We start from the raw sequence: 24932 nt of genomic DNA, 5'->3' as shown, positions 1-24932 counted from the left end.
GGCTCAGGTCAGACAGAACAGAAGTGGCAAGACGGAACGCGATGCGCGCATGAACAAGGCTTGGACAGGCCTTGTGCGTCACATCCCGGCGGCACGGACAATCAGGTTCAGTCCGCCAACCACAAGGACGACATAGACTGCATGCACGACCCTGCGGGCGGGCAGTCGCCGGTACAGCAGGGTTCCGGCGTAGAGGCCGAACAAGGCGCACGGGATGAGCATTGCAGCCAGCCACAGCACTTCGCTGTGGTACAGGTCGGACACCGAAAAAATCGCCAGTCGCACAAGACCGCTCAACAGTATTGCGATGGCGATGGTGGCACGGAGCGTGTCCTTGTCCCGCAGCCGACGCGCCAGATACATCACATAGACCGGCCCGCCGGTGCCGAACACGGCGCTGAACATGCCGCCGACCAGGCCGCTCGGGGCGGCCCAGGCGGCGGAAGCCAGCTGCTCGCCTGGCTTCGACAGCAGTGTCCAGCACACGTAGGCGAGCACGAAGCCGCCCAGACCAAACAGAAGGATCTGTTCGGGTACCGTCACAAGCACGATGCTTCCAACCGCCATGCCGCACAGCAGGAACGGCAGCATGCGCAGAATCTCGGGCCTGCTCACCGCCCGGTGGTTTCGAGTCCCGAACAGCAGTGCCACACACGGCTCAAGCAAGGCCATGAGCGGCACCACGAAGTGCAGCGGAAAGAACTGCGCGAGAAAGGGCACCGCCACAATCGATGACCCGAACCCCGTGAGTCCGAAGACTGCGAAGGCCGAAGTGATGATGAGGGCGGCGAAGAGAATCGTGTCATAGGGAACCGTCATCGCGACACCACGCCGTGCGTGCTGCGCGGTGACGATCCCCGGCCAGCCGGATCAGGCCTCAAGCAAGGACTCCCCCGGTCGAACGCGGGAGAACTGGACGGCTTCCCGCGCCAGGACGATTTCTTCACCGACCAGGCGCGCGACGGTATACGACGACGCTTCGAGATCGCTGGTCGAAGGGAAATCCTCCCTGAAATGCGCACCGCGCGAGTCCTCCCGGGCGAGTGCCGCCTTTGCGATGACCTTGCTGACGGAAACCAGACTCTTGAGATTGAGCCAGTCATGCCAGGTCAGATTGAAGCTGCGATCCTCGGTGCCCACGCCCGCGCTGGACAGTTCGGCGTCCAGTTCGGCAAGTTTCGCCTGTGCGCGAGTAAGCCCGGCAGCGTCGCGCAGAATGCCGACGTCGGTCCACATGCATTCGTAGAGCGCTTCACGAATGGCCTCGAGATCACCTGAGGGCTGCTTGAGCGGCGCCTCATGCGCGGCGATGCTGCGCATGATCGCCGCCTCGTCGGGAGCGCGCTCCGCCGGGCTGTCCTTGACCCACTGGGCCATGCTGTCGCCGGCGATGCCGCCGAATACCGTCGAGTTGGCAACACCATTGCCGCCGAGGCGATTGGCCCCATGCACGCCGCCGGTATCCTCCCCAGCCGCAAACAGCCCGGTCAGATGTGTCGTACAGTCAGGACGGAAAACCAGGCCACCCATCATGTAGTGCGCGGTCGGCACCACCTCGACGAGATCGCCGGCAAGATCGAAGCCGCAGTCTGCACAGCGATCGACCATGCCCTTGAACTGCTTGCGCACCTTCTCAGGCCCGAGGTGGCTCATCTGGATGTATGCCCCGCCGTTCGGCGTTTTGCGGCCCGCGCGCATCTCCGAGAAGATCGAGCGCGAAACGATGTCGCGCGTCGCCCGCTCTTCGCGTGGGTCATAGTTCGCCATGAAGCGCTCCTTGTTGCCGTTGAGCAACCAGCCGCCAGCGCCGCGCAAGCCCTCTTCGAGGACGGTTCCCGTCATCCGCGTGTGGGTGCCGGCGAGCAGTCCCGTCGGATGGAACTGCACCATCTCCATGTCCCGCAGCGGCAGCCCTGCGCGCAGCGCCATTGCCAGACCGTCGCAGCTCTTGTCGCCAGACGGCGTGTGGAAGCGATACATGGTTGGCCCGCCGCCGGTTGCAAGCAGCACCGCTTTCGCCTGAACGAACACGAACTCGCCGCTGCGCATGTCGATCATCAGCACCCCGGCAAGTGACTTGCCATCGGCCGTCTTGATCAGATCGACTGCCCGGTGCTCTTCGAGCCGGTTGATCCCGCGTGACCAGACCTGCTCGGCCAGGCGGTTGATGATCTCGATGCCCGTCAGGTCGCCCTTGTGCACCGTGCGGTCGAAGGTCTGACCTGCGAACGCCTTCTGATGCACCGTGCCGTCGGGGTTGCGGTCGAAGAAGCAGCCGAGTTCGTTCTCGAGTTCGTGGATGCGCTCGACCGACTTCGTGACCAGGGTCCAGGCCAGATCCTGATTGGAGAGCCACTTGCTGCCCTCGATCGTGTCCATGAAGTGACGCTCGACGGAGTCGCCCGTCGCCAGCGCGACGTTGTAGCCGCCCTGCACCATGCGCGTGCAGCCGCATTTGCCAAGCAAGCCCTTGACCGCGACGGTAATCGACAGCTCCGGCGCCTGCTGATGCGCGTGCAAGGCGGCAAACAGCCCGGCACCGCCGGAGCCGAGAATCAGGATGTCGGTGGAAAGTCGCTTGATGCTCATGACGACTGGACTCCCAGGCTGGCCAGCGCGCTGGCACGGTTGCGCTCGACGTCACTGCGAACGACGTTGTAGAGGCTGTTGCCGTGGCTGTCCATGGCCACCAGCAGGGGCCCGAAATTCCGGATGCGGAATTTCCACAGCGATTCCGGATTCAGATCATCGAGGTCTACATCCTCGATCTGCTCGATCCAGGTGGTCTCCAGTGCGGCCGTGCCGCCGACGATCGCGAGATAGACACCGCCGAGTTCCTCAAACGCAGCAAGCGAACCTTCACGCATGCCGCCCTTGCCGACGATCATGCGCACGCCGTATTGCGTCATCAGCGGGCGGGTGAAGCGCTCCATGCGATCGGAGGTCGTCGTGCCGATACACACCGGCGCGTAGCCCGCCGGGTATTCCGTGCTCGGTTCGACCTTGCGCACGTTCGGTGCGGTATGGATGACGGCGTGGCCGGACAGGTCGAATCGCGTGCTGCGACCGAGATCGAACAGGTGGATCTGCGTTGCATCGCGGATGCCGAAAAGGGTTGTGTGCAGGGTAACGGTGTCGTTGACGCGAAGCTTGCGGATCTGCGCCTCGCTCACCGGCGTTTCGAGTTCGTAGTGGGCCATGATCAGAATCCGTAAGTGACGCCTGCCGGCGAGAGGGTGGCCTTTGCGCGGCGCGCCGAATGGCACTGCATGTTTACCGCGATCGGGTTCATCGTGATGTGCGTATGCGCGAGCTCGATATGCACGGCAAACGCCGTCGAGTCGCCGCCGAGCCCCTGCGGGCCGACGCCGAGGCGGTTGATTGCCGCCGACAGCTCAGCTTCCAGCTTCGCACCTTCAGGGTCTGCGCAGACAGTGCCAAGCTGGCGTGTCGAGGCCCGCTTGGCGAGCGCGACGCACAGATCCGAGGTGCCACCGAGGCCAACGCCGACAATGGTCGGCGGGCAGGTCTTGCCGCCCGCGTTGATCACGCAGTCGATGACGAAGGTCTTGATCGCCTCGATGCCCTCGGCGGGGATGGCCATCTTCAGGAAGGAGTTGTTCTCCGAACCACTGCCCTTTGGCACCATCTTGATGGTCAGTTCGTCCGGCGTGTCCGAATAGTCGATGTGAATCACCGGCACCTCGATGCCGCACGAGGAGTGATTGTTCTTTCGCGTCAGCGGATGCACCACTGAGGAGCGCAGCGGGTGCTCGCGGGTTGCACGTTCGCAGCCCCGGCGAATGGCCTGCATCAGCGCATGACCGCTGACCTCGACGCCGTCGCCGATCGTCACGTTGTAGATCGGCACGCCGGTGTCCTGGCACAGCATGTTGTTGGTGTTCTCGGCGACCTCGATATTGGTCATGATGGTCGCGAGTACGCTCCTGGCCGTCGCGCCGGTTTCAGTCGCGGCGAGCTGGGTGAATCCGTCCTTGATATCGGGAGGCAGCAGCTTCAGTGCCCGGATGTAGAGCTCTTTCGAGACCTCTTCAACGGTGTTCAAATCAACTTTCATAGCGTGTCTTCTCCTGTCTTCTTATCCTGGGTCTAGCGAATCAACGCCAGCCCGAAAGCCATACCCGTTGCGAGGCTGAAACCCACTGCGCCGGTGATCCAGTTCTTGCGCAGACCCGACCACGGCCTGAGTTCGATCAGCAGCAGGCGCACGCCGCACATCATGTGCAGGGACAGGAGCACGACGAGCCCCCACTCCGCGAACTTGAACAGGGGCTGATCTGCGAACTGCAGGAAACCATCCAGCGCTGCAGTCCCCTTGATCGCCTGTCCGAGCGCCCAGAAATGCACGGGCAGGAACAGCGCCAGCGCCAGTCCCGACACGCGGTGCATCAGGAAGGCCCAGTACGCGGCATGGTTGCGCGCGCGTGAATCATTCGTTCGCTTCATGTTGCGATCACTCCCCAAACGGCGCGCAGGCCGAGGATCAGGATTCCCCAGGTGAACAGCTGCGCGATCAACACCGACTTGAACCCTCGAACACCAAACCACTCTTCAGCAATGTTGCTCACACCGACCGGCACATGGGCGGCGCAGCCAAGGACGAACACCGCGTAGAAGGCCCCGAACAGCCAGCTGCCCTGGGTTCGCTCCAGAATCTCGGCGCCGCTCAGACCGCCTCTCACCGCGTAAATCATGATCGCCAGATGCGCCACCACACAGCACGCGAGCACCATCGCGCTGATGCGCTGGACATACCACTGGCGTCTTCTTGTCTCGGCCTGGCTCATCACTTACCTCCGGCACTGGACGTCATCAGCAGGCGTTTCAGGCCTGCGATGCTTGCTGTCGGGGCCAGCTGCTTCGGGCAGCGCTCGGTGCATGTGCCCTGCGTATGGCAGGAGTGACAACCCGCATCACCCGCAACGACGCTCAGCCGCTGCGCCGACTGCACGTCACGCTGGTCATTGACGAGGGTCCATGCGCGATTCAGCGCCGCAGGGCCCAGATAGTCAGGGCGCCAGCTCACCACATCGCAGGAGCCGTAACAGACACCACAGCCAATGCACTCGATGCCGGCGTCAGCGGCCTTTCTGGCTTTCGAGTCGGGCTGGACCTTTTCGAAATCGTCGTTGCGCGTCCGGCTACCCTTGAACTGCCCCATGCCGCGCGCCCACTTGTCGAAAAAGTCGCGCATGTCGGTCACCAGATCCTTGACGACCGGCAGGTTCGACAAGGGCGCGAGTTCGAGCTTGCCGTTGTCGGCGACCTGCGACACATGGGTGCGGCAGGTCCACATTGCCTTTCCATTGACCGTCATCGCGCACGAGCCACACATCCCCACGCGGCACGCGAAGCGGTACGACAGGGTGTGATCCACATTGCGTTGAATGTGGGTAATCACGTCAAGCACAGTCTGATTGTCGCGGCGCGGCACTTCATAGGTGACGAAGTCGCCCTCCTCCTTACCCCGCCACACGCTTACCGCAAGAGTTCTCGTCATTTTTATCCCACCTAGCCATGCATTCAGATTCAGATTCGCGATGTCCGCAGCACTCAGCTGAAGGATCACCAGCGAATTCGGCAGCGATCAGCCATGTGACGATTCTGGGCATGGCCATGAAAAATAAAAAGCTAATCTTAATTTGCACGAGATAAACAAATTCTTTATCTACAGGGCGCATTGCCTGCAAGCACTGCCCGGCGGCTTTGCTCACCGGTTACTGTCGATGTGAGGTGCGACGGACGTGCCTATGGATGCGCAGGAGTCGCGGTGGCGTGACATGGAAGCGTTTCGGGTCGAAACGGTCCGGCAGATCGCAGAACGCGAACGTCGGATTGCCGAGGCCCCGTGCGGTTCGGGGTGAACACGAACCGCCGTTGCAGGGCGACCAGAACGGTACGCGGAGCCCCCCGGCACAGGGGACTCCGAGCGCAAATCAATTGAACGAGCCCGCCGACCCAGGCCGAGCAGCGGTACGTGACGCGGCAGCGGGTGAGCCGCTACCGCAGCCTTCTTACCAGTAACCCAGCACTTTCCACCACAGGCCACCGATGACGGCCCAGATGGTGAGATTGACCACGCTCACCACAAAGCCCACCTGCCACCACTCCTTGAGCGTGACATAGCCTGAGGCGAAGATGATGGGCGCAGTGCCTGTGCCGTAGTGCGTCAGTGACATCATCAGCGAGGACGCACCGGCCATCAGGAGCGCCAGATACATCGGCGGCGCCCCAAGTGCGATGCCTGCAGTGAAGAAGGCGCCGAACATGGCCGTGATATGTGCGGTGGTGCTCGCAAAGAAGTAGTGCGCGTAGAAATACACGCCCACCAGCAACAGGGTCGCGCCGACCCAGCCGACGCCCGTGCTTTCGATCCCGCCCTGGATCTGCTCCGAGAACCACTGGATGAGGCCGAGCTTGCCGAGGAAGCTCGCCATCATGACCAGTGCAGCAAACCACACGATGGTGTCCCAGGCGCCTTTCTCCGTAAGAACGTCGTTCCAGGTGAGCACGTTGGTCACGAGCAGGATCGACAGTCCAAGAAACGCCACAGTCGTGGCATCGAGCGCGTATTCCTTGCCGAAGATCATCGCCGGAATGCCCGCCCACAGCACCAGCAACAGCGCGAACACGCTGATCATGATCATTTCGCTGCGATTCAGCGGCCCCATCTCCGCGAGTTTCTCCCTCGCGAACTTCGGGGCCTCCGGTGTTTTCTTGAGCTCGGGCGGGCACATGTAATACACGACCAGCGGCATCAGGATCAGCGCGATGATGCCGGGCACCAGCGCTGCCAGGGCCCATTGGCCCCAGGTGATGCTGATCCCGGCACCGGTGGCGTCCGAGATCAGCTTGACTACAAGCGGATTCGGTGCGGTTGCGGTGATGAACATCGCGGATGTGATGGGGTTGGTGTTGTAGTTCACGAGCGCGAGAAAGCGCCCCATCTTCTTCTCTGTGCCCTGCTCCGGATCGGAGCCAAACCCGGCTGCGATCGGCCGCATGATCGGATGGATGATGCCCCCGCCGCGGGCCGTGTTGCTGGGTGTCACCGGGGCGATCAAGGTCTCCGACGCGGCGAGTGCATAGCCGATACCCAGGGTCTTCTTGCCAAAGATGGAGATGAACCAGTACGCGATACGCGACCCAAGTCCCGACTTGGAGAGACCGCGAGAGATCATGATGGCGATACCGATCAGCCAGATCAGGCTGTTGGAAAATCCGCTCAGCGCATCCTTGAGTGCGTCACCTGGCTTCGGGCTGGTGACACCAGTGATCGCCACAAGCATGATTGCAACGATCGCGATCGCGCCGATCGGCATCGCCTTGCCGATGATCGCCGCGATGGTGCCCACGAAGAGCGCGAATAAATGCCACGCCTTGGGATCGACCCCCTCGGGTACGGGTATCACAAACCAGATGATCAGGGTCAGCGCGACGGAAATCAGCGCGGATGAGAACTTGACGCCAGCAGGCTCGGCCATGGTGGTCTCCTTTTCAGTTCGGAGCGTTCCGGTTCGGGAAGGGCAGGTAGCGCAACAGGCCAACGGAGCACTTCAACCTGCTCCGTCACTTCCAGTTTACGCACTCGCGGGCCGCTTGACCAATCGAACCGTGCGGGGATTCGTTGACCATGGACACAATCTGGCAGGGGGGCCGGAGCAGTTTTCGTCGATCTCAGCCTGCACCAACGCGTCGTTTGAACCCGGCGGGGTGTTCTTCGCCCGCCCCGGAAAGGCCAGCCAGAACTGCTTCCGCATGGGCTACTCGGCCATTCCCGGCGCCGCCATCGAGGCCGACGTGCAGGAGATGCACGAAGCCCGCCAGGCGCTGGAGGTGCGCTGAGCAGGTGGAATGCACATCCGGCGATCCTGGAATTGACGGATGGAGCAGATCTCAATACAAGGCATTATTCGCATTCGACTCGCGCACGCCGCACATGGACAACCCTACGAACGACAGGCGGTGCATCCGCTGCACGCACTACTTCATCACCCACGACACGGCGCTGCCCTACGGGTGCAACGCTTTGCACTTCAAGAGTCGCAACCAGCCGTGGCGCGAGGTGCTGGCCGCGTCAGGCACGCCATGCCAGTACTTTTCGCCGAAGCCGGGCACAACGCGCGCCACGAAAGCGTGATCGCGTCCCAACACGGCCACCACTGCCGCTGAACCAAGGCTGCGGCAGGTGGTCACTCAGCTGATCCCAATCATGATCCACATCACCAGGAAACGACGATGACCCGCACTCGCCTTCTCGCACTCTGCGGTAGCGCCCGCCAGGACTCCTTCAATCGTCGCGCCCTCGCGGTTGCCATCAGGGGCGCGAAGAACGCCGGCGCCGACGTCACCTTTGTCGAACCGCGTGACTTCGTCATGCCCCTCTACGACGGCGATCTCGAAGCCAGCGAAGGCCTGCCCGAGGCGGCCGCACGCCTGCAGCGACTGTTTGCCGAGCACGACGGCGTCATCGTCGCCACGCCCGAATACAACGGCTTCTTCACCCCGCTGCTGAAGAACACCCTCGACTGGGTGTCGCGTCCGCTGTCCGACGGTAGCGGCAAGCCGGGCACCATTCATCTGCGCGGCAAGGCCGCCGGCCTGATCACCGCCTCGCCCGGCGCGCTCGGCGGCATCCGCGCGATGCAGCATGCACGGCTCTATCTGTCGAACCTGGGCCTTATCGTGGTCCCCGAGCAGGCCGCCGTTCCCGCCGCCAACAAGGTGCTCGGTGCCGACGGCAGCATCGCGGACGACCGCACCCGTGACATGCTCGAAGGCGTCGGTGCCGCCGTGTGCAATCTGGCCAACGCAATTGGCCGCAACGCTGGCTGATCCCGCCAAGCGGCCAGCGCCACATGAATCGCAGATCCTTCCTCGGCATCCTCGCGCTGCCGCTGCTGCTCACTGCCTGCGGCAAAGCGCCAGCGCTGCCTGCCGTGTCAGCGGGCGCAAACGTGCTCGCCTTTGGCGACAGTGTCACCTATGGCACCGGCGCCGCTGCAGGTGAAGACTGGCCCACCCTGCTCGCAGCCCGCACCGGCTGGCAGGTAATCAACGCCGGCATCCCCGGCGACACCGCACAAGCGGCCACCGCCCGCATCCGCCCCCTGCTCGACGAACACCAGCCCCGGCTGGTCATCATCGAGATCGGCGGCAACGACTTTCTGCGTCGGCGTGCGCAAAGCGCAGTAAAGGAAGACATTCGCCAGATCGTCGCTACAGTTAAATCTGCGGGCGCGCAGCCGGTCCTCGTTGCGGTGCCAGAGCTTTCGCTCTTCGGACTGGTTGCCAGCAAGGCAAGCGACGCCCCACTGTACGAAGCCCTGGCAGAAGAAGAGCGAATTCCGCTGATCGCCGACGTCTTTTCGGACGTGCTGTCCCGCCCCGAACTGACCGCCGACAAGATCCACCCCAACGCCCGTGGCTACCAGGAGATGGCCACAGGCATTCATGCAGCACTGCAACAGATCGGGCTGGCCCCCTGACACACCGCAAGAGCTACGCAGCAGCCCCGATGAACAAAGCGCACCACCGCAAGGGCTGCGCGAATACGACGACAGGAGTTTGCAAACATGAATCAGGAAAGCATCTGGAGTGCCCGCTACCGGGACGCAGGCGACGACTACCTGTTCGGCACCGAGCCCAACCGCTTCCTCGCCCACCGGCTCGACCTGCTGCAAAGCGGGCGCACGGCGCTATCGGTGGCCGACGGCGAAGGCCGCAACTCGGTCTGGCTCGCCGAACAGGGACTTGAAGTCACCGCCATCGAAATCTCCGCCGTTGCCGTGGAAAAAGCCCGCCACCTTGCCGCTGGCCGCAAGCTCGACGTCAATTTCATCCAGGCCGACATGCTCGCCCCCGGCTGGCCGCCGGAAGACATGCACAACGCCTTCGACTGGGTCGTCGGCATCTTCATCCAGTTCGTCGGCCCCGCATGGCGCGACAAACAGTTCGAAGTCATGAAGCGCCTCACCCGCCCCGGCGGCCGCATCCTGCTGCAGGGCTACACCCCCAAACAGATCGAATACAAAACCGGCGGCCCCTCCGCGGTGGAAAACCTCTACACCGAAGACACCCTGCGCGAAGCGTTTGCAGACTGGGAGATCGAGGAACTGGTCGAATACGAGGACGACGTCGATGAAGGCAAAGGCCACAAGGGCCGCTCTGCACTGATCGGCATGGTCGCGCGCAAGCCCGAGTAAGCCAGCCGCGCAGGGGCGGCGACCTCCCCGGTCACCGCCCTGCGCCCATCCGCAACTCGCCTGCCCCCTACTTGCGCCCCTTGCCTTTGCGCTCAAGCTTTCGCCAGTACTGAAATTCCTCTTCATGGACCTCGATATCGAGCTCCATCACCCGCATCTGCAAGCGCTCCTGCGCGTCGGCCACGCCCTTGTTGTAGATCGCCGGACCAATCTCTTCCACAAAGAAACCCAGCAACGCCCCCGCCGCGATGTTGCCAATCGGCTCGTCCATGTTTTCGCGGAAATAGCGCTCGATTGAAGCAATCGCTTCGGCGCGGATGTCCTTGTTCAGTTCGATCGCCATGTGGCCTCCAATGCAGACGACAGCGCACGGACACCCCGGCAGCATGCGTGCACTTTACGAGTGTTGCGACGGAGCATCGTGATGCTTACGGGGAACATCCACATCGTGCGGACGAGGCACATCCATCATGGCCGACAATTGAAGGAGGGCTTGTCGGCCATCGCAGCCGTTCAGTTCCTCTCGCATGAATGTCTGTAGTCGTGCACAGAGCTGACCGCGCAGTTTCTACGAAACTTGGCCCAATTCACCGAGATGCCATTCTCATAGACTCGGAGTAGACTAGCTGAACAATCTGTTTCACTTGCAAATCGGCAACCAATAGCCAGCGACAAGGAAGATTTCATGTTCAGTCAGGTTGACATCGGCAATTTCGGTAGTTTTAAGGACCTCACTTGGAGGAAGAGCCTTAAGGATGCGGGCAACAACGTCCAGAACTTCAAGAGGCTTAACATCCTCTACGGACGGAACTACTCTGGTAAGACTACGCTCTCGCGGATCTTCCGTGCTATGGAAATGGGGCGTATTCCGCTCAACTACGTGGGCTCAACCTTCACAGTCCGCGGTGACAAGGGTGATGTGACACAGACCAACCTTGTCGGCCATGGCTACGATATTCGGGTCTACAACCGAGACTTCGTGGGTGAGAACCTAAGCTTCTTGGTCAATCAAACCAACGGCGAGATCAAGACGTTTGCCATCGTCGGTGAAAAGAACAAAGAGATCGAAGATGCCATTGCCGCCATCCAAGTTAAGCTAGGCAGTATTGAATCGAAGGTGGGTCTTCGGCATGAAACTGAAGCCAAAAAGAAAGAGCGGGATCGGACGAAACTCAGTCATAAAGCCGCTTCTGATGCTCTAGAGGACAAGCTTCGCTCTCATGCCAACAATAAGATTAAACAGAATCGCACCTACGGTTCGGCGGTCTACAACATTGAAAGCATCAAGAAGGACATCGGCACCGTTAAGAAGGCGGGATTCACGCCTCTAACCACTGACGAACAGGCCACCAAGATCAACCTCTTGAAGCAAGAGGCACTTCCTGACATCACCGATACCGTCTCGATCAGCCTAAAATTTGATTCAATCAAGACGGTAGCCAAAGAGCTCCTTTCTAGATCGATCAGGCCGACGCAGGCCATTCAGGAGCTGTTGAACGAGACTACCCTTCAAGCGTGGGTGAGGCAAGGCATCCCGCTGCATAAGGACAAACGCGATACATGCGCCTTCTGTCGTCAGAATCTGCCCCACGATATATGGCATATCCTGGACTCTCACTTCAGCAAAGAAACGTCGGATTTGGAGTCGTCCATCGATTCATGTCTGACATCGGTCAATGGCGAAATTCAGGCTATTGCTGGCTTCCTGACTTTGACCGGCGATAAGTTCTATGCCGAAGAAATGGTCTCATTTGAAGCCCACAAGAATTCTCTTGCCGAATGCCTGAATGTCTACAAGAAAGACCTTGAAGCGCTGAAGGCTGCCTTGAACTCAAGGAAGAGTTCTCTCTTCCAGCCCGTTGCTATGCCGGTCCCCAAGCACGATGCAGCGGCAATACAGAAGTGTTCTGACGACATCAACGATTTGATCGTCAAAAGCAACGGCCGCACCAGCTCACTGGAGAAGGACAAGGGCTGGGCACGCGAAGCTCTGCGACTCACCGACGTGGCCTCCTTCATCGTTGATATCACCTATGACACGGAGTTGACCCGCATCGCTGATCTTAAGACAGACGCCGATACTGCTGGCAAGGCCTATACAGACGCCGAAGCCGAGATCGTCAAGCTAGAGGCTGATGTCACCCGCTTGCAAGGCCAGCAGAAGGATGAACGCAAAGGAGCGGAACGGGTCAACTCCTTGCTCAACCACTTCTTCGGTCATGATGGCATCAAGCTTGAAGCTAAGGACAACGCGGAGAAAACCGCCGTCAAGTTTGAGATCACGCGGGATGGCAAATCAGCCTACAACTTGAGTGAAGGCGAATGTAGCCTGATAGCCTTCTGCTACTTCATAGCCAAGCTGGAAGAGCCAGACAGCAAGGGCAAGGATCTGATCATCTATATTGACGATCCAATCTCCAGCCTGGACGGGAACCACATCTTCTTTATGTTCAGCCTGATCGAGAGCTTGATTGCAAAGCCGTTCAAGAATGCGGACGGCTCCAACGGCTATCGCTACAGTCAGCTCTTCATCTCCACCCACAACCTGGACTTCTTGAAGTACCTGAAGCGTCTTTCCATCCCAAAGAAGAAGGTGCTAGCTGGGGATGGTGGCAAGACCAAGAGCGTGGATGACAATGAGCATTTCATGGTGGAGCGGAACGGCCCAACAAGCAACATCATGCTGATGCCGTCCTACCTGAAAGACTACATCACTGAGTTCAACTACCTCTTCCACCAGATCTACAAGTGCAGAAACCAGGACGCCGCATGGGGCGCACATGAACCGTTCTACGGCTTCGGGAACAATCTTCGCAAGTTCCTAGAAGCCTTCTTGTTCTTCAAGTTCCCATACCACGACGACAAGAATGATGCATTTGAACGAATCAGGAAATTCTTTGGCGATGAAGACGCAACGGCAATCGCACTGCTAAACCGACTCAACAATGAATTCTCTCACCTTGAGTCAATCCCAGATCGTGGATTCAAACCTGTAGAGATTCCAGAGATCGCCAAGGTCGCTAACTTCGTCTTGGACAAGATCTATGCGGCAGATCCTCATCAATACAATGCCCTTTTAAAGAGCATTGGAGAGCCTGCGAGGACACAATAGCAAAAGGGGCGAAAAGCTCTTTTTTACGAGCGGAAGACCCCGCCAGTGCCGTCAAACTTGACTAAGAGATCGTGTATTCTAGCTATCTCATCAACAATTGGCAGGATCTCGTACTGCTCACCTAGCACTTGGAAAATGCCTTCCTTCAAGTAGTAGGCCCTGAAAATGTGGTTAGGAATACCTGAGTCTTCAGGCTCAGGAAGAATTAGGCTAGGAAAAATGTAGCCGACTATCCCGTCTTGAAGATAGAGGTCGAGCCGCTCGTCAAAGTGTTCAATCGAATTTCTTAGCGCCCTGTTCATCAGAGGACTATCGTCTTTCACACCAAATACCCTTGACAGATACTGTCCGCGATCTTTGTGAATGCTCTTCTTATCCGCTCCCTTCGTGCCATCACGTGAGGGGAAAAAGTATCGCGATATGGCACCAGACTGGTTGATGACGTTCTGCAAGCAGTCCAGCAATATATCCTTCTTCTCTTGCGGATCAATCTCCCCATCGGAGATTTTTTTGATGATCTTTTCCGCGATACTGCACGACTGAAAGGCAGACGTCGTGTTGAAGAGCATTGACTGAATGTAGAATGCTTGGTACGGCGTCCAAATGCTAAAGGCTTCGTCTTCCATCCCTTCATCCGTCCCTGTTCAAGATAAAAATTAGCCGCTCAGTAGTTCGCGACGTAAATGACACCCCAGAATCTGGTAGGCCCGGAACTGTGAGTAGAACGGTCATAGTCCCCAGCATCATGAAAAGTCGGCTTTGGCCGAGTAGCGGTCACTGCGAAGGCAACCGATTGCAAACCGCCTTGAACGCCTACTCAATCTTTACGCTGTAAACGCCCCCCTCGCGAACAAGCGCTTCCGCTAATTCAATTAGCCGGGACGCCTTTCTGGCATTCCATGCAATACACACTCCCCTGAAATCGCCCCTTGTTCACCCAGCAGAACTTCGCAACCGCGTAACTCACTGCTGCAGAACACTTTACGCATTTCAGCTTCGACTCTCGACGCTCCTGGGCCTTAGGTGGCTGTTCGGCCGTCTGCACAGACTCCGCTACCGGTTGCAGTTCGGCTGCGCCAACCGGCTGCTGAGCAGGTAGAGAAACAGTTGCGGGAGGTCGTACCTCACGCGAAACTCCGAACCGCGCATGCCAATCAAACACAACAGGCTTGTGGATCGCCGCTAAACGCCGCGCGAATTCTTCGACCGTCTCAGTGCCAACCACTTTGGCCAAGGTCAGCGGGTTGTTGTCCGCATCAATCGACTTGTCGATACGTGACTTGATCTGGTCGTTCTTGATGATCGCATCAAGGCCGTCCAGCTTTGCCGAAGGGCGGCTGATCCGAGCGCGTTTGGAGACCAGGATCAAACTGACGAAGGTCGGCTTGATCGTAAATCCAAGTCGAGTAGGCGGCTTCACCAGCCCAGTTTTGAAAACCGACTCCAGCACAGTGATGTGTTTGCGGTTCTGCTCAATCGGGGAAGGGACGCCGTAGGCTTTACCGCCATAAAACGCCGAGCACTCGCCATGCTCGTTGATTGCGATGCCCTCGGCGAAATGCTTGCTCTCGCACACCCAGAGCTCCAGAAACCGATTGACGAGCAGGTGATCGATCTGGGCAACCCGTCCTTCGCACTCGATACGCAAATCATGGATGATCATCCAGTTCTTCGAGTTGCCGTAGTGGAAGTTCAGTTCGTAAGCTGCTTCCTCTTCGCCCTTGAGACCCGCCTGAATATTGCGAATCTCCTGCTGTATGCGTTTGCGCTGATCGTCTGTGACATCAGGTCGCCCTGCGAGTGACCTGAGAACTTCGAGATCGGCATTCCTGCCTTCTGCTTCCTTGATGATCATTGCTTACCGATAAATGCGATATGGAAACCCAATGAGCGTATCACGGAGCATTGGGCAAGTGACTTATCTCGACTCGGACGCCCCTTCGCAAGCCAATAGGCTGTGACAGACATCACGCCTGCGCATGAGTTGGAGAGGCTCTTCACCGCGCAACCGCGCGCAGATACGCACTTGCTGCGCCCCGGACCTGCTACCGCTTCGCAACCGTCCGTCACAACACAGCAGGCATGTCGCCGACGCTGCGCATCTGCAATCAAACGACTCTGACCCCTTTGAACTCTCGAAAATGGGGCACGACAAGGCGACCCGCGACAAGATCGTGCGCGCAATCCCGAACCTGAAGGAAACCGGCGTTGGCGGTGACAAGCGTCTGATCTTCTGAAACCTCAGGCTCGTACCCAGCACCGCAGCCCGGACACGAATGACGGGCAGCGACTCTCATCCCTTCTGGTACAGCGGCTCCAGCGAATCAAACGACTCTGACCCCTTTGAAACTGTTCGTTTAAGTTGTTTTTGGTAATTCGTGATGAATTTACAGATTTACTGAGCGCAAATCGCTACACTTTCGCCATACCTTGTCATAGCCGGCAGCGAAGTGTCGGGGTCGTGATTGAAGATGCTTCACGCTCACGATCGAGCCCGCGCTGCCATCCAATCAGCCCTTATTGCTGTCATCGACGCCATGGGAGTACTCATGCTCAAGAAAATCAAGATTGCCGCCGCCGCCCTGCTGATTGCCGCCTCTGCATCCGCCAATGCGACCGTCGTGTCGTTCTCCGTAGACAATTACGGCCCCAGCTATGGCAGTTTTGCCGGGGCAGACACGAACGCGAACGGCATCCTTGCCCAAGACGAACTGACCTCTTTCGTGTTCGACCATCTGGTATATGGCCACCACGTAACCCTGTCGACGCTGTTTGGCTTTGGCGACTTCGACCTGGTCTCGAACACCTGGCTGGCCAATGGCTCCGGCTGGGGCACCAACGGTTCGTTCTTCAGCTGGAACGGTGGCGCCAACTCGGTTCACGGAACATGGGCGAACGTCAGCACGTCTATCGTGCAACTCGATGCACAGAACAACGTACCGGAACCCGCTACGCTGGCATTGCTGGGCATCGGTCTCGCAGGGATTGTTGCGGCCCGTCGCAAGAAAGTCGCCTGACTTTTACGCGGCAGGCTTGAGAGGGGAGCGAGTAGCCCGACAAACACTTCAGCCTTGTCGATAAAGCCTCTCGAGCACCGCCCGCATATCCGCGGGCAAATACCCCCAGCCACGCTCGGCAATCCGGTCCGGAATGCCGAACAGCGCTTCCGCCACGCCGCCCGCGATGGCGGCCACGGTGTCGCTGTCGCCGCCGATCGAGATTGCGTTGCGGATGGCATCTTCGAAGTCGGTTGCGGTGAGCGCACACACCAGCGCCTGGGGGACGGTTTGCTGGCAGGTTTCGTTGAAGCGGTAGGTGGGGCGGATGTCGTCGACGGTGCGATCGAGGTCGTAGCCGAAACGCTCGGTGATGGTGCTGCGGATCTCGGCAGGTGCAAGCCGCTGGCGCGCCAGGAAGATGGCCAGCGCGGTGGCTTCTGCGCCCTTTAGGCCTTCCGGGTGGTTGTGCGTGACTTCGGTGGCCGCCTGCGACAGTGCGGTGACTTGCTCGACAGTTTCTGCAAGCAGGCCGGCGGGCGAGATGCGCATTGCGGCACCGTTGCCGAAACTGCCGTAGGGTGAGGCGTCGTCCGACTGCAGCCACTCGCCGAACATGCCGCCCCAGCCGCCGTTATGCCAGTAGCGCCGCCCCCAGTCCTTGAGCGCTTCGGCCGGCGGACGCTTGTTGATGAGCGCGTCGGCCACGGCGATGGTGCATACGGTGTCGTCCGTATAGAAGGCGCGGGCGTGAAAGAAGGGGTCGAAGGTTTTGGCGCGATGATTGTTGAACTCGTATACCGAGCCGACGATATCGCCAATGATGGCTCCCAGCATGATGTGATGTCCTTCGGTTGGGTGGAGAGGCTGTCGCATGAGCCGACGGCATGTTTAGCGTCATTATCTGCCCCCCGCAGGCTCGCCGAATGAGCCTGTATCCGGACACGAAGCAGCAGGAACCGGTCAGGCCTGCAAAGGCCGCCACCTGTCGAGCGCACGATTGCACTCCGCACGGCAATAAATATTACTTATCAGTTGATAGAAACGTTTACGCGGCTGATTGTTGCGCCGCACAACACTCTCCACTAGTATTTGAACCGTCTCCTCCACCCTCCTCCTTTGGTGTGGATTTAGCCCGAGCCCGAAAGCGCTCGGGCTTTTTTCTTTTGCGCTTCCGGTCTGTGGTGTGTGGCCGCCCTGGCACAGAGCCGGACATCGCCGCAACGCATCACTGGCCGTCACGAAAGCTGGCCTAGAATGTACCGGCACCTCCTTCCTGACCCGGGTTCGCACATGCGGGCAAGGGCAAACCGATCACTGCAGGAGCAATCACATGGGCTTCATCACGACCATTTTCATCGGCCTGATCATCGGTCTCATCGCGCGCGTGCTCAAACCGGGCAACGATCAGATGGGCTGGATCATGACCATTCTGCTGGGCATCGGCGGCTCGATGGTGGCGACTTACGGCGGCCAGGTGCTCGGCCTGTATCGCGCGGGCCAGGGGGCGGGCTTCATCGGCTCGGTGATCGGGGCGGTGGTCCTGCTCGCGGTCGTGGGTGCGCTGCGCAAACGATGAGCACCCGGTGCGGCAGCCTGCTGGACTGCTGCACCGTTTCAAGCGGCTTGCGGCCGGATCAGCCGTCCGAAGGCGGAACCAGGACGAAGTTGCCGACGTGCTTTTTCTCGAGAAACTCGTGCTGTGCATCGGCAATGCCTTCGAGCGGGAAGGTCTTGGCCACGATCGGACGCAGTTCATTACGCTTGATGTAGCCGATCAGGTTGGGAAAGACCGGCTCATCCCAGGCCGTGCACCCGATCAGCCTGAGGTCCTTGAGGTAGAAGTCGCGCATGTCGAGCGCGACCAGCGGGCCACCGATGGCGCCAGAGGACACATAGCGCCCGGCGCGCTTCATGACCTTGAGCATGCTGCCAAATGTCGCCCCCGCCACGTTGTCGACGACCACATCGACTGCGTTCTCGCCGAGGCTGGCAACGATGTCTTCGCCGCGCGCGATCACATGATCGGCACCGATCGCACGCACCTGATCCATTTTTGATGCGCCCACGATGGCGGTCACCGTGGCCCCGCGCCGCTTGGCCAGTTGCACGACCGCCGAGCCAACGCCCCCCGATGCACCTGTCACCAGCACATGGTCTGCGCTGCTTACCTGCGCGCGATGCACCATGTTCTCGGCCGTCCCGTAGGCGCAGGGAATCGTTGCAAGCTCGGCGTCGCTCCAGTCGCTCTCCACCACAAACACTTCCGTTGCAGGCACTTTGACCCACTGGGCGAAGGCGCCGTCGAAATCGGAGCCCATCCACACGGTGTCCATCGAGCCGAAGCCGTCCTTGCGCATGCACGCGCGGACGAGCACCCGCTTGCCGATGAGAGCTGCATCCACGCCAGGCGCAACCGCAGCGACACGGCCGCAGCAGTCCGTACCCTGGATGAACGGAAACGGCGTGCCCTCGTTCCAGCCACCATCGGCCCGCTCGGTGGCCTCCGCACTGGCGGTTTCCTCGGTCCCGCCGGTCACGCTGGATGAATACCAGCCCAGACGGGTGTTGATTTCCGTGTTGTTGACGCCCGCCGCCAGCACCTGCAACAGCACCTCACCCGCGCCCAGGGCGGGAATCGGCACGTCGCAATACACCAGCTTGTCGTAACCGCCATTGCCGACGGTCACGACGGCCTTCATCGTGCTGCTCACGCCCGTCGTATCAAACCGGTTCTCGCCGTCCTTTCCACTCAATTCCTTGGTCATTTGCACCACTCCATTCCAGCAACCCTCGCCTTCAGGCGCCCGGGTTCATTAGCCGTAACAGTGTCCCAGCAAAAGCGCTGCACCGCAAAAACGGAATTGCAAATGCGACCTCTTCTCATTACTATCCTTTCCAATCAAACGCCGTGGTGTTGCAACTCCGGTGCCGAACACGTTCGCCATGCGACGGAAAACAACTTCAAGAGGTTAAAGATGCAAGTGCTTCGCCCCCGTGCCCTTCCCCTGTTCGCCGTTGCCCTGCTCGGCACTGCCAGCCTGGCACATGCCGAGCGCCCCCTGAGCGTCGATGACGCGGGCACGCTCGACAAGGGCGGCGCCAAGCTGGAGGCTGGCTGGTCGAAGGACGACGAAGCCAAGGGCTACGACGCCGCCGCCGGCTTCAGCCCGATCGAGACCCTCGAACTCGAGATCGGCTTCGGGCGTTCGCGCGATTTCGCCACCGCCGGAAACGAAGCCACCAATGGCCACGGCCTCGCACTGAAGTGGGTGCCGCTGCAATCCGAAACCGGACTGTCCGCGGGTCTCAAGTATGAGTACGGACGCGACCGTACCGAAGGCGAGTCGGCCTATGTGAATTCGCTGACCGGCCTGCTGACCTGGACCTTCGAAGGCGGCCAGATGGTGCACACCAACCTTGGCCGTGAAGTGACCCGTGAGGATGGCGACACCGACGCCGTGAACACCTGGGGTGTGGCCGTCGATCTTCCGCTCACCGAGAAGCTGAGCTTCGTGGCAGAGACCTTCGGCAACGAGGACAGCCGTCCGGATCGCGCCATCGGCCTGCGCTACGAGATCATCGAAGGCGTGAAGATCTCCGCCGCAGTCGGCCACGGCAACGATCGCAGCTTCGCCAACGCCGGAATCGGCTGGGAGTTCTGATCCACCCGCGCATGCCCGACCCGGCGTCGGGCGTGCGCCCCTGTTCACGCCCCCCGACAACGCACAACGGAGCGAACCCAATGCGCCTGATCACCCTCGTTTCCGCGCTCGCCGCACTGCATTTCTCCACCGCCACGCTGGCCGCCGAGACAGTGACCGCGCCGCGCGTCCTCGCTCACTATGGCGAGCTCGTCCACGCCACCTACGCCGATGCCCATGCCAGCGCGCTGGCGCTGCAGAAGGCGGTCGACGCCTTCGTCGCCGCACCGTCCGAAGCCGGACAGCAGGCAGCCCGCAAGGCCTGGCTCGCCGCACGCGAGATCTACGGTCAGACCGAAGCCTTCCGCTTTTACGGCGGCCCGATCGATGGCGAGGACGGCCCCGAGGGCAGGATCAACGCGTGGCCGATGGACGAGGCCTATGTGGACTTCGTCGAGGGTGCAAAGGACGCCGGGATCATTGCCAACCGCACGATCCCCATCGACATGGACACCCTCTCCGGCCTGAATGAGAAGGACGGCGAAGAGAACATCTCCACCGGCTGGCACGCCATCGAGTTCATGCTGTGGGGCCAGGACCTCGACGACAACGGCCCCGGCCGCCGCGCCTACACCGACTTCGTCGACGGCAAGGCGCCCAACGCCGACCGCCGCCGCGCCTACCTGAAAGTCACCACCGACCTGTTGGTGAAGGATCTCGGCGACCTGGCAGCAGCCTGGGCACCCGGCGCCGACAACTACCGCAAGGGCTTCGTCGCCGACGCGGGCAACGTCGCCAAGGTGATCTCTGCCCTCGGCATCCTGTCGCGCGGCGAACTGGCCGGCGAACGCATCGAAGTGGCGCTCGACTCGCAGAACCAGGAAGACGAGCACTCGTGCTTCTCCGACAACACCCACCGCGACGTCGTGGCCAACGCCACCGGCATCCGCAACGTGTGGCGCGGCCAGTACGTCCGCGCCGACGGCAGTGTGCTCAAGGGGCCGGGCGTGCGCGATCTGGTCTCGGCGAAGAACAAGGCCGTCGCGAGCCGCGTGGATGCCCAGATCGACACGTCGGTGAAGGCAGCGGAAGCGATTCCCGCACCCTTCGACCGCGCCATCCTGGTCGGCACCCCGGGTCGCAGCAAGGTCGAGGCCACCGTGGTCGCGCTGAAGAAGCAGACCGAAGGCCTGGTCGAAGCAGCTACGGTGCTCGGCATCAAGCGTCTGAACACCGTCGCGCCCGACTGAACGCCCAGTGACCGAGGGTGCTGACGCGACCACGGGCTGCGGTCCGCACCCTCTCATCCGGCGCCCGCCTCCTTCCCCCCTCGCTTTCTGCTTCCGCGCTCATGAAATCCAGACGCCTGCTCCTTGGTCTCGGCGTACTCGCCGCCACCGGCATTGCCTTCGCCGCCGTGCAGTCGGCTCGCCCGACGATTGGCTACGAACCGGGCGAAGAACGCCCCGGCGGCGCCACCACCACGCCCGACCACGGACGCAACGCTTTTTCATACCCGGCGGCAAACCTGTCGATGGACCGGCAGACTGCGTTCTTCATCGGCAACTCGTTCTTCAAGAAGAGCTGGGTCGGCGCACCGGCCTCGACCTCGGGTCGGGACGGGCTCGGCCCGCATTTCATTTCCCGCGCCTGTGCCGGCTGTCACGTGCTCGACGGCCGCGGTGCCCCGCCGGCGGTGGACGCCAACGGCGTCAGCACCGAACAAGCGGTGGGCCTGCTGCTGCGCCTGTCGATCCCCGGTGACGGTGGCAAGGACGGTGTGGTGCCCGAGCCCACCTACGGCTCGCAACTGAACAATCAGGCCTTGCCCGGCATCCGCCCTGAGGCCCTGATCACCGTGAGCTACACCGAGGTAACCGGCCGCTTCGCCGACGGCACGCCCTACAGCCTGCGCCAGCCCACGTACACGCTGAGCGAACCCGGCTACGGTCCGCTGCACCCGCAGACGCTGATCTCACCGCGCATTGCCCCCCAGGTCATCGGCCTCGGCCTGCTTGAGGCCATCCCCGAAGCCCGCCTGCTCGAGATCGCAGCGCGCCAGGCTGCAGATCAGGCCGGCATCTCGGGCCGCCCGAACCGGGTGTGGGACGCGGTGCGGCAGGACTGGGTCGTGGGGCGTTTCGGCTGGAAGGCCAACGTGGGCAGCGTCGCACACCAGACTGCCGCCGCCTTCAACGGCGACATCGGCATCACCTCCAGCCTGTTCCCGCACGAAGAATGCACCACGGCACAGCAGGACTGCCGTGCGCGGCTGCAGCAGGAAGCCGCCTGGCGCAGCGAGCGCGGAGAGCACCGCACCGACATCGACGACCGCTCGCTCGATCGCAGCATCTACTACACCACCACGCTCGCGGTACCCGCCCGGCGCGCACCGGCCGACCCGCAAGTCCTCGAGGGCAAGCGCATCTTTCATCAGGCACAGTGCGCGAGCTGCCATGTACCGAACCACGTCACTGGCGACTCGGACGCCTTCCCGGAACTGGCAGGGCAATCCATCTGGCCATACACCGACCTACTGCTGCACGACATGGGTGAGGCACTCGCCGACCACCGCCCCGACTTTGCTGCCGACGGGCGCGAATGGCGCACCCCGCCGCTGTGGGGCGTCGGTCTGATCCAGACCGTGAATGGTCACCAGACCCTGATGCATGACGGCCGCGCGCGCGGCGTGCTGGAGGCAATTCTGTGGCACGGCGGCGAGGCGGAAGCCGCCAGGCAGCACGTGCTGGGCCTGAATGCTGCCGAGCGCGATGCGCTGGTCCGCTTTGTGGAGTCACTATGATGTTTACCCGGTTTCGTACCAGCTGTTTCGGCCTGCCCTTCGCCGGCCTGCTGTTTTCGCTTGCCCTGCCTGCCCACGCCGCCGCGCCGGCGCCCATCGTGATGCCATCGCAGTGGATGAGCGCCCTGGCCAGCCAGCGCCTTGCGCCAGGCTACCGCCACTTCGGTGACAAGGTGGATGCGCTGGCGAGCGCGCTCGCCGCAAGTTGTGAGGGTCAGCCCGCCGCAGCCGCGGCTGCCCGCCAGCGCTGGCTGGAGGCTGCGCACGACCTGCGCGAACTGAGCCCGCTGCCCATCGGGCCGGTGCTCGAGTCGCGCCTGCTGCGCCGCATCGACTTCTGGCCCACGCGTCCGGCACAGATCGAAAGCTCGATCGCGCAGTATGCAAAGACGCCCGCCAACACCGCGCGCATCGGCCTGCCTGCGCGCGGCCTGCCTGCGCTTGAGTACCTTCTGTTCGACGCCGAACGGCCGGCGCTCGCGGACGACGGTCCCGCCTGCCGCTATGCCGTGTGGCTCGCCCGCGACACCGCTGCGGGCATCTCTGCGACCGTATCGGCCTGGCCGGACTGGATTGCCGGCCTCGCCGAGGCCGAACCCGAACGCGAGGCACGCCTGCTCGCCGACGGCATCAACATCCTGATCGGCAGCACCGAAACCCTGCGCCTCAAGTATCTCGAAAAGCCCCTGCGCCCGCACACCGGCCCGGCGGAAACCGACGCCTGGCGCAGCGGGTCCGCACGTGCCGGCCTGATGGCGTACTTCTCCGGCCTGCGCGCCGGCCTGCAGGGTGACGAGGGCATGCCCGGGCTCACCGCAATGCTGCGCGGACGCGGACTGCTGACCCTGGCGGAGCGCCTCGACCAGCGCATCGACGCGGTGCAGACGGCGCTGCCCCCGGACTTCGCTGCCGACGCTGCACGCCTGCAGACTGACACCCTGGTCAGCGAACTCAGCCGCCTGCAACGCCTGCTGGCCGAGGAGCTTGCCGACGCGATGAAGGTCAGCGTCGGCTTCGGAGAGAACGATGGCGACTGATCTGCAGCGCCGCCGCCTGCTGGCCGCCCTTCCCGCCGGCTTCATCCTCGCGCATCTGCCCGCGCCTGCCCGGGCCGCGTTTGCCGCCGAACCCGCGCTGCTCACCTGCTGGGCCGACTCGCCCTCACGCCCGCGCCACTTCTTTGCCGGGCGCAGCACCGACATCTCCCACGCATTCGAGCTGCCCGCGCGCGGTCACGAACTGGCCTGGCATCCGTCGGGCGACGGCTCCGCGGTGGTCGCCGCGCGCAGACCGGGCCGCTTTCTGCTGCGCTGGGACGTGGCCAGTGGCCGGCAGCTGGCCGCGTTCGACGTCTATGACGCCGACGAGGACATCCGCCTCGAGGGCCATCTGAGCTTCAGCCGCGACGGACGCCTGCTGTTCGCCACCGAGAGCGAACTCATCAATGGTCACGGCCGCGTGGGCGTGTACGACGCACTCACGCTCCAGCGCCTCGCCGCCTGGCCCACCGGAGGCATTGGCCCGCATGCGCTGATGCAGCTCACCGACGGACGCATTGCGGTCGCCAACGGCGGCATCCTCACCCTGCCCGAGACCGGACGCCTCAAGCGCAACCTGGACAGAATGGACCCGACACTCGCGCTGCTCGACCCCGAAGACGGCCGCGTGCTCGCGCAATACCGCGTGCCGGACCCGTGGATGAGCGTGCGCCACATCGCACAGGCGGCCGATGGCCGCATCGCAGTGTCGCTGCAGAACGAAGCCGGGGATGCGGCAGACACGATCAGGGCGCGGCCACTGTTCGCCCTGCTCACGGACGAGGGCCTGCGCTACGGCACGGCGACGCCCGAGGTGCTCGCAGCCTGTGGCGGCTACGCCGGCGACATTGTCGCGATTGACGGGCCGACGGGCCCCGTATTCGCGGTGAGTTGCAGCGTGGCCGGCACGCTTGCGCTATGGGAGGCGGACGGCAGCTTCATCGGCCATCTGCCCACACCCGGCGTCTGTGCGCTGACCGCCACGCGCGGGGGGCTGCTTGCCACCGGCGACGGCGGCGACCTGTGGGCAGTCGCACCCGCCGAAGCCCGCGCCCAGGCGCACTGGCCACACGCATTCGCCTTCGACAATCACGCGCGTCCGGGCTGATCGTCC

The 24932-nt window shown here is 61.8% G+C and carries 27 protein-coding genes; 13 read left to right on the top strand and 14 right to left on the bottom strand.

The annotated features are described in order from the left end of the window. Positions 1-78 precede the first annotated feature (78 nt). The 9 genes from CEW83_RS15600 to CEW83_RS15565 all read right to left on the bottom strand — a co-directional run bounded on the left by CEW83_RS15600 (position 79) and on the right by CEW83_RS15565 (position 7505). The gene (locus tag CEW83_RS15600) at positions 79-819 is read right to left on the bottom strand and encodes a sulfite exporter TauE/SafE family protein (protein WP_108950157.1); all 741 of its coding nucleotides are present in this window, start codon (positions 817-819) and stop codon (positions 79-81) included. Positions 820-870: 51 nt separating this feature from the next. Next, positions 871-2589, bottom strand: a complete 1719-nt coding sequence (locus CEW83_RS15595) for an L-aspartate oxidase (RefSeq protein ID WP_108950156.1) — start codon at positions 2587-2589, stop codon at positions 871-873. Next, positions 2586-3200 (bottom strand): fumarate hydratase C-terminal domain-containing protein, encoded by a 615-nt coding sequence (locus CEW83_RS15590; protein WP_108950155.1) that lies wholly within the window; start codon positions 3198-3200, stop codon positions 2586-2588. The genes CEW83_RS15595 and CEW83_RS15590 overlap by 4 nt, the downstream gene beginning before the upstream one ends. A 2-nt stretch (positions 3201-3202) precedes the next feature. Then, positions 3203-4078 carry a fumarate hydratase gene (locus CEW83_RS15585; protein ID WP_108950154.1) on the bottom strand — a complete coding sequence of 292 codons (876 nt, stop codon included), beginning with the start codon at positions 4076-4078 and terminating at the stop codon, positions 3203-3205. Positions 4079-4110: 32 nt separating this feature from the next. After that, entirely contained in the window at positions 4111-4467 is a 357-nt protein-coding gene (gene sdhC, locus CEW83_RS15580) for a succinate dehydrogenase, cytochrome b556 subunit (protein ID WP_108950153.1), read from the bottom strand. Continuing rightward, positions 4464-4808 (bottom strand): succinate dehydrogenase, encoded by a 345-nt coding sequence (locus CEW83_RS15575; protein WP_108950152.1) that lies wholly within the window; start codon positions 4806-4808, stop codon positions 4464-4466. Before CEW83_RS15575 ends, sdhC begins: the two co-directional genes overlap by 4 nt. Next, positions 4808-5521, bottom strand: a complete 714-nt coding sequence (locus CEW83_RS15570; RefSeq protein WP_108950151.1) for a succinate dehydrogenase/fumarate reductase iron-sulfur subunit — start codon at positions 5519-5521, stop codon at positions 4808-4810. Before CEW83_RS15570 ends, CEW83_RS15575 begins: the two co-directional genes overlap by 1 nt. Further along, entirely contained in the window at positions 5484-5735 is a 252-nt protein-coding gene (locus tag CEW83_RS21100; RefSeq protein ID WP_159099475.1) for a hypothetical protein, read from the bottom strand. The genes CEW83_RS15570 and CEW83_RS21100 overlap by 38 nt, the downstream gene beginning before the upstream one ends. A 300-nt stretch (positions 5736-6035) precedes the next feature. Next, entirely contained in the window at positions 6036-7505 is a 1470-nt protein-coding gene (locus CEW83_RS15565) for an anion permease (RefSeq protein WP_108950150.1), read from the bottom strand. Between the two features lie 115 nt (positions 7506-7620). On the opposite strand from CEW83_RS15565, the gene CEW83_RS15560 reads away from it, so the two are divergent. From CEW83_RS15560 to CEW83_RS15540, 5 genes are all read left to right on the top strand, one after another. Continuing rightward, positions 7621-7866 carry a hypothetical protein gene (locus CEW83_RS15560; protein WP_108950149.1) on the top strand — a complete coding sequence of 82 codons (246 nt, stop codon included), beginning with the start codon at positions 7621-7623 and terminating at the stop codon, positions 7864-7866. Positions 7867-7960: 94 nt separating this feature from the next. Continuing rightward, positions 7961-8161 (top strand): hypothetical protein, encoded by a 201-nt coding sequence (locus CEW83_RS15555; protein ID WP_108950148.1) that lies wholly within the window; start codon positions 7961-7963, stop codon positions 8159-8161. A gap of 98 nt (positions 8162-8259) precedes the next feature. Beyond that, positions 8260-8856 carry an NADPH-dependent FMN reductase gene (locus CEW83_RS15550; RefSeq protein ID WP_108950147.1) on the top strand — a complete coding sequence of 199 codons (597 nt, stop codon included), beginning with the start codon at positions 8260-8262 and terminating at the stop codon, positions 8854-8856. A 23-nt stretch (positions 8857-8879) separates the two neighbouring features. Continuing rightward, entirely contained in the window at positions 8880-9509 is a 630-nt protein-coding gene (locus CEW83_RS15545; protein WP_108950146.1) for a GDSL-type esterase/lipase family protein, read from the top strand. Positions 9510-9596: 87 nt separating this feature from the next. Further along, entirely contained in the window at positions 9597-10226 is a 630-nt protein-coding gene (locus CEW83_RS15540; protein WP_108950145.1) for an SAM-dependent methyltransferase, read from the top strand. A 67-nt stretch (positions 10227-10293) separates the two neighbouring features. Here the strand turns inward: CEW83_RS15540 and CEW83_RS15535 are convergent, their stop codons facing one another. Next, on the bottom strand, positions 10294-10569 hold the full coding sequence (locus CEW83_RS15535; protein WP_108950144.1) for a DUF2164 domain-containing protein: 276 nt from the start codon (positions 10567-10569) through the stop codon (positions 10294-10296). A gap of 342 nt (positions 10570-10911) precedes the next feature. Between CEW83_RS15535 and CEW83_RS15530 the strand changes: the two genes are divergently transcribed. After that, positions 10912-13338, top strand: a complete 2427-nt coding sequence (locus CEW83_RS15530; RefSeq protein ID WP_108950143.1) for an AAA family ATPase — start codon at positions 10912-10914, stop codon at positions 13336-13338. 23 nt (positions 13339-13361) lie between these two features. Here the strand turns inward: CEW83_RS15530 and CEW83_RS15525 are convergent, their stop codons facing one another. Together CEW83_RS15525 and CEW83_RS15520 are read right to left on the bottom strand one after the other, a co-directional pair. Next, positions 13362-13964: a hypothetical protein gene (locus CEW83_RS15525; protein WP_108950142.1), complete on the bottom strand. Its 603-nt coding sequence runs from the start codon at positions 13962-13964 to the stop codon at positions 13362-13364. A gap of 242 nt (positions 13965-14206) precedes the next feature. Then, a complete protein-coding gene (locus tag CEW83_RS15520) occupies positions 14207-15193 on the bottom strand; it encodes a nuclease-related domain-containing protein (protein ID WP_108950141.1) in 987 nt (328 codons plus the stop codon). Between the two features lie 694 nt (positions 15194-15887). Here CEW83_RS15520 and CEW83_RS15515 point away from each other — a divergent pair. Further along, positions 15888-16355, top strand: a complete 468-nt coding sequence (locus tag CEW83_RS15515; protein WP_234418858.1) for a PEP-CTERM sorting domain-containing protein — start codon at positions 15888-15890, stop codon at positions 16353-16355. A gap of 48 nt (positions 16356-16403) precedes the next feature. Here the strand turns inward: CEW83_RS15515 and CEW83_RS15510 are convergent, their stop codons facing one another. Continuing rightward, positions 16404-17171, bottom strand: a complete 768-nt coding sequence (locus CEW83_RS15510) for an ADP-ribosylglycohydrolase family protein (RefSeq protein WP_108950139.1) — start codon at positions 17169-17171, stop codon at positions 16404-16406. A gap of 496 nt (positions 17172-17667) precedes the next feature. Here CEW83_RS15510 and CEW83_RS15505 point away from each other — a divergent pair, with 496 nt between their 5' ends. Continuing rightward, complete coding sequence (locus CEW83_RS15505) at positions 17668-17913, top strand: GlsB/YeaQ/YmgE family stress response membrane protein (RefSeq protein ID WP_108950138.1); 246 nt, start codon at positions 17668-17670, stop codon at positions 17911-17913. Between the two features lie 58 nt (positions 17914-17971). On the opposite strand, the gene CEW83_RS15500 is transcribed toward CEW83_RS15505, so the two are convergent. After that, positions 17972-19102 (bottom strand): alcohol dehydrogenase family protein, encoded by a 1131-nt coding sequence (locus CEW83_RS15500; protein WP_199915136.1) that lies wholly within the window; start codon positions 19100-19102, stop codon positions 17972-17974. A 210-nt stretch (positions 19103-19312) separates the two neighbouring features. Here CEW83_RS15500 and CEW83_RS15495 point away from each other — a divergent pair, with 210 nt between their 5' ends. The 5 genes from CEW83_RS15495 to CEW83_RS15475 all read left to right on the top strand — a co-directional run bounded on the left by CEW83_RS15495 (position 19313) and on the right by CEW83_RS15475 (position 24926). Then, a complete protein-coding gene (locus CEW83_RS15495; RefSeq protein ID WP_234418857.1) occupies positions 19313-19999 on the top strand; it encodes a hypothetical protein in 687 nt (228 codons plus the stop codon). An 80-nt stretch (positions 20000-20079) separates the two neighbouring features. Beyond that, positions 20080-21228, top strand: coding sequence for an imelysin family protein (locus CEW83_RS15490; protein WP_108950137.1), 1149 nt, complete (start codon positions 20080-20082; stop codon positions 21226-21228). Positions 21229-21329: 101 nt separating this feature from the next. Then, complete coding sequence (locus tag CEW83_RS15485; protein WP_108950136.1) at positions 21330-22781, top strand: di-heme oxidoredictase family protein; 1452 nt, start codon at positions 21330-21332, stop codon at positions 22779-22781. Next, on the top strand, positions 22778-23818 hold the full coding sequence (locus tag CEW83_RS15480; protein WP_108950135.1) for an imelysin family protein: 1041 nt from the start codon (positions 22778-22780) through the stop codon (positions 23816-23818). Before CEW83_RS15485 ends, CEW83_RS15480 begins: the two co-directional genes overlap by 4 nt. After that, on the top strand, positions 23808-24926 hold the full coding sequence (locus tag CEW83_RS15475; RefSeq protein WP_108950134.1) for a DUF1513 domain-containing protein: 1119 nt from the start codon (positions 23808-23810) through the stop codon (positions 24924-24926). Before CEW83_RS15480 ends, CEW83_RS15475 begins: the two co-directional genes overlap by 11 nt. The last annotated feature ends 6 nt before the right edge of the window (positions 24927-24932 follow it).

This window comes from Parazoarcus communis, assembly GCF_003111645.1.
Lineage (GTDB): Bacteria > Pseudomonadota > Gammaproteobacteria > Burkholderiales > Rhodocyclaceae > Parazoarcus > Parazoarcus communis_A.
Note: the sequence above shows the minus strand (reverse complement) of the source record. Positions and strands in the feature narration are given on the sequence as shown.

What these genes read in the sequence shown, in the direction of transcription:
- CEW83_RS15525 (WP_108950142.1), bottom strand. Translation starts at nt 13,964, where the DNA reads ATGGAAGACGAAGCCTTTAGCATTTGGACGCCGTACCAAGCATTCTAC.
- CEW83_RS15570 (WP_108950151.1), bottom strand. Translation starts at nt 5,521, where the DNA reads ATGACGAGAACTCTTGCGGTAAGCGTGTGGCGGGGTAAGGAGGAGGGC.
- CEW83_RS15535 (WP_108950144.1), bottom strand. Translation starts at nt 10,569, where the DNA reads ATGGCGATCGAACTGAACAAGGACATCCGCGCCGAAGCGATTGCTTCA.
- CEW83_RS15520 (WP_108950141.1), bottom strand. Translation starts at nt 15,193, where the DNA reads ATGATCATCAAGGAAGCAGAAGGCAGGAATGCCGATCTCGAAGTTCTC.
- CEW83_RS15555 (WP_108950148.1), top strand. Translation starts at nt 7,961, where the DNA reads ATGGACAACCCTACGAACGACAGGCGGTGCATCCGCTGCACGCACTAC.
- CEW83_RS15545 (WP_108950146.1), top strand. Translation starts at nt 8,880, where the DNA reads ATGAATCGCAGATCCTTCCTCGGCATCCTCGCGCTGCCGCTGCTGCTC.
- CEW83_RS15480 (WP_108950135.1), top strand. Translation starts at nt 22,778, where the DNA reads ATGATGTTTACCCGGTTTCGTACCAGCTGTTTCGGCCTGCCCTTCGCC.
- CEW83_RS15490 (WP_108950137.1), top strand. Translation starts at nt 20,080, where the DNA reads ATGCGCCTGATCACCCTCGTTTCCGCGCTCGCCGCACTGCATTTCTCC.
- sdhC (WP_108950153.1), bottom strand. Translation starts at nt 4,467, where the DNA reads ATGAAGCGAACGAATGATTCACGCGCGCGCAACCATGCCGCGTACTGG.
- CEW83_RS15590 (WP_108950155.1), bottom strand. Translation starts at nt 3,200, where the DNA reads ATGGCCCACTACGAACTCGAAACGCCGGTGAGCGAGGCGCAGATCCGC.
- CEW83_RS15515 (WP_234418858.1), top strand. Translation starts at nt 15,888, where the DNA reads ATGCTCAAGAAAATCAAGATTGCCGCCGCCGCCCTGCTGATTGCCGCC.
- CEW83_RS15565 (WP_108950150.1), bottom strand. Translation starts at nt 7,505, where the DNA reads ATGGCCGAGCCTGCTGGCGTCAAGTTCTCATCCGCGCTGATTTCCGTC.
- CEW83_RS15475 (WP_108950134.1), top strand. Translation starts at nt 23,808, where the DNA reads ATGGCGACTGATCTGCAGCGCCGCCGCCTGCTGGCCGCCCTTCCCGCC.
- CEW83_RS15505 (WP_108950138.1), top strand. Translation starts at nt 17,668, where the DNA reads ATGGGCTTCATCACGACCATTTTCATCGGCCTGATCATCGGTCTCATC.
- CEW83_RS15585 (WP_108950154.1), bottom strand. Translation starts at nt 4,078, where the DNA reads ATGAAAGTTGATTTGAACACCGTTGAAGAGGTCTCGAAAGAGCTCTAC.
- CEW83_RS15485 (WP_108950136.1), top strand. Translation starts at nt 21,330, where the DNA reads ATGAAATCCAGACGCCTGCTCCTTGGTCTCGGCGTACTCGCCGCCACC.
- CEW83_RS15595 (WP_108950156.1), bottom strand. Translation starts at nt 2,589, where the DNA reads ATGAGCATCAAGCGACTTTCCACCGACATCCTGATTCTCGGCTCCGGC.
- CEW83_RS15550 (WP_108950147.1), top strand. Translation starts at nt 8,260, where the DNA reads ATGACCCGCACTCGCCTTCTCGCACTCTGCGGTAGCGCCCGCCAGGAC.
- CEW83_RS15600 (WP_108950157.1), bottom strand. Translation starts at nt 819, where the DNA reads ATGACGGTTCCCTATGACACGATTCTCTTCGCCGCCCTCATCATCACT.
- CEW83_RS15510 (WP_108950139.1), bottom strand. Translation starts at nt 17,171, where the DNA reads ATGCTGGGAGCCATCATTGGCGATATCGTCGGCTCGGTATACGAGTTC.
- CEW83_RS15540 (WP_108950145.1), top strand. Translation starts at nt 9,597, where the DNA reads ATGAATCAGGAAAGCATCTGGAGTGCCCGCTACCGGGACGCAGGCGAC.
- CEW83_RS15575 (WP_108950152.1), bottom strand. Translation starts at nt 4,808, where the DNA reads ATGAGCCAGGCCGAGACAAGAAGACGCCAGTGGTATGTCCAGCGCATC.
- CEW83_RS15500 (WP_199915136.1), bottom strand. Translation starts at nt 19,102, where the DNA reads ATGACCAAGGAATTGAGTGGAAAGGACGGCGAGAACCGGTTTGATACG.
- CEW83_RS15530 (WP_108950143.1), top strand. Translation starts at nt 10,912, where the DNA reads ATGTTCAGTCAGGTTGACATCGGCAATTTCGGTAGTTTTAAGGACCTC.
- CEW83_RS15495 (WP_234418857.1), top strand. Translation starts at nt 19,313, where the DNA reads ATGCAAGTGCTTCGCCCCCGTGCCCTTCCCCTGTTCGCCGTTGCCCTG.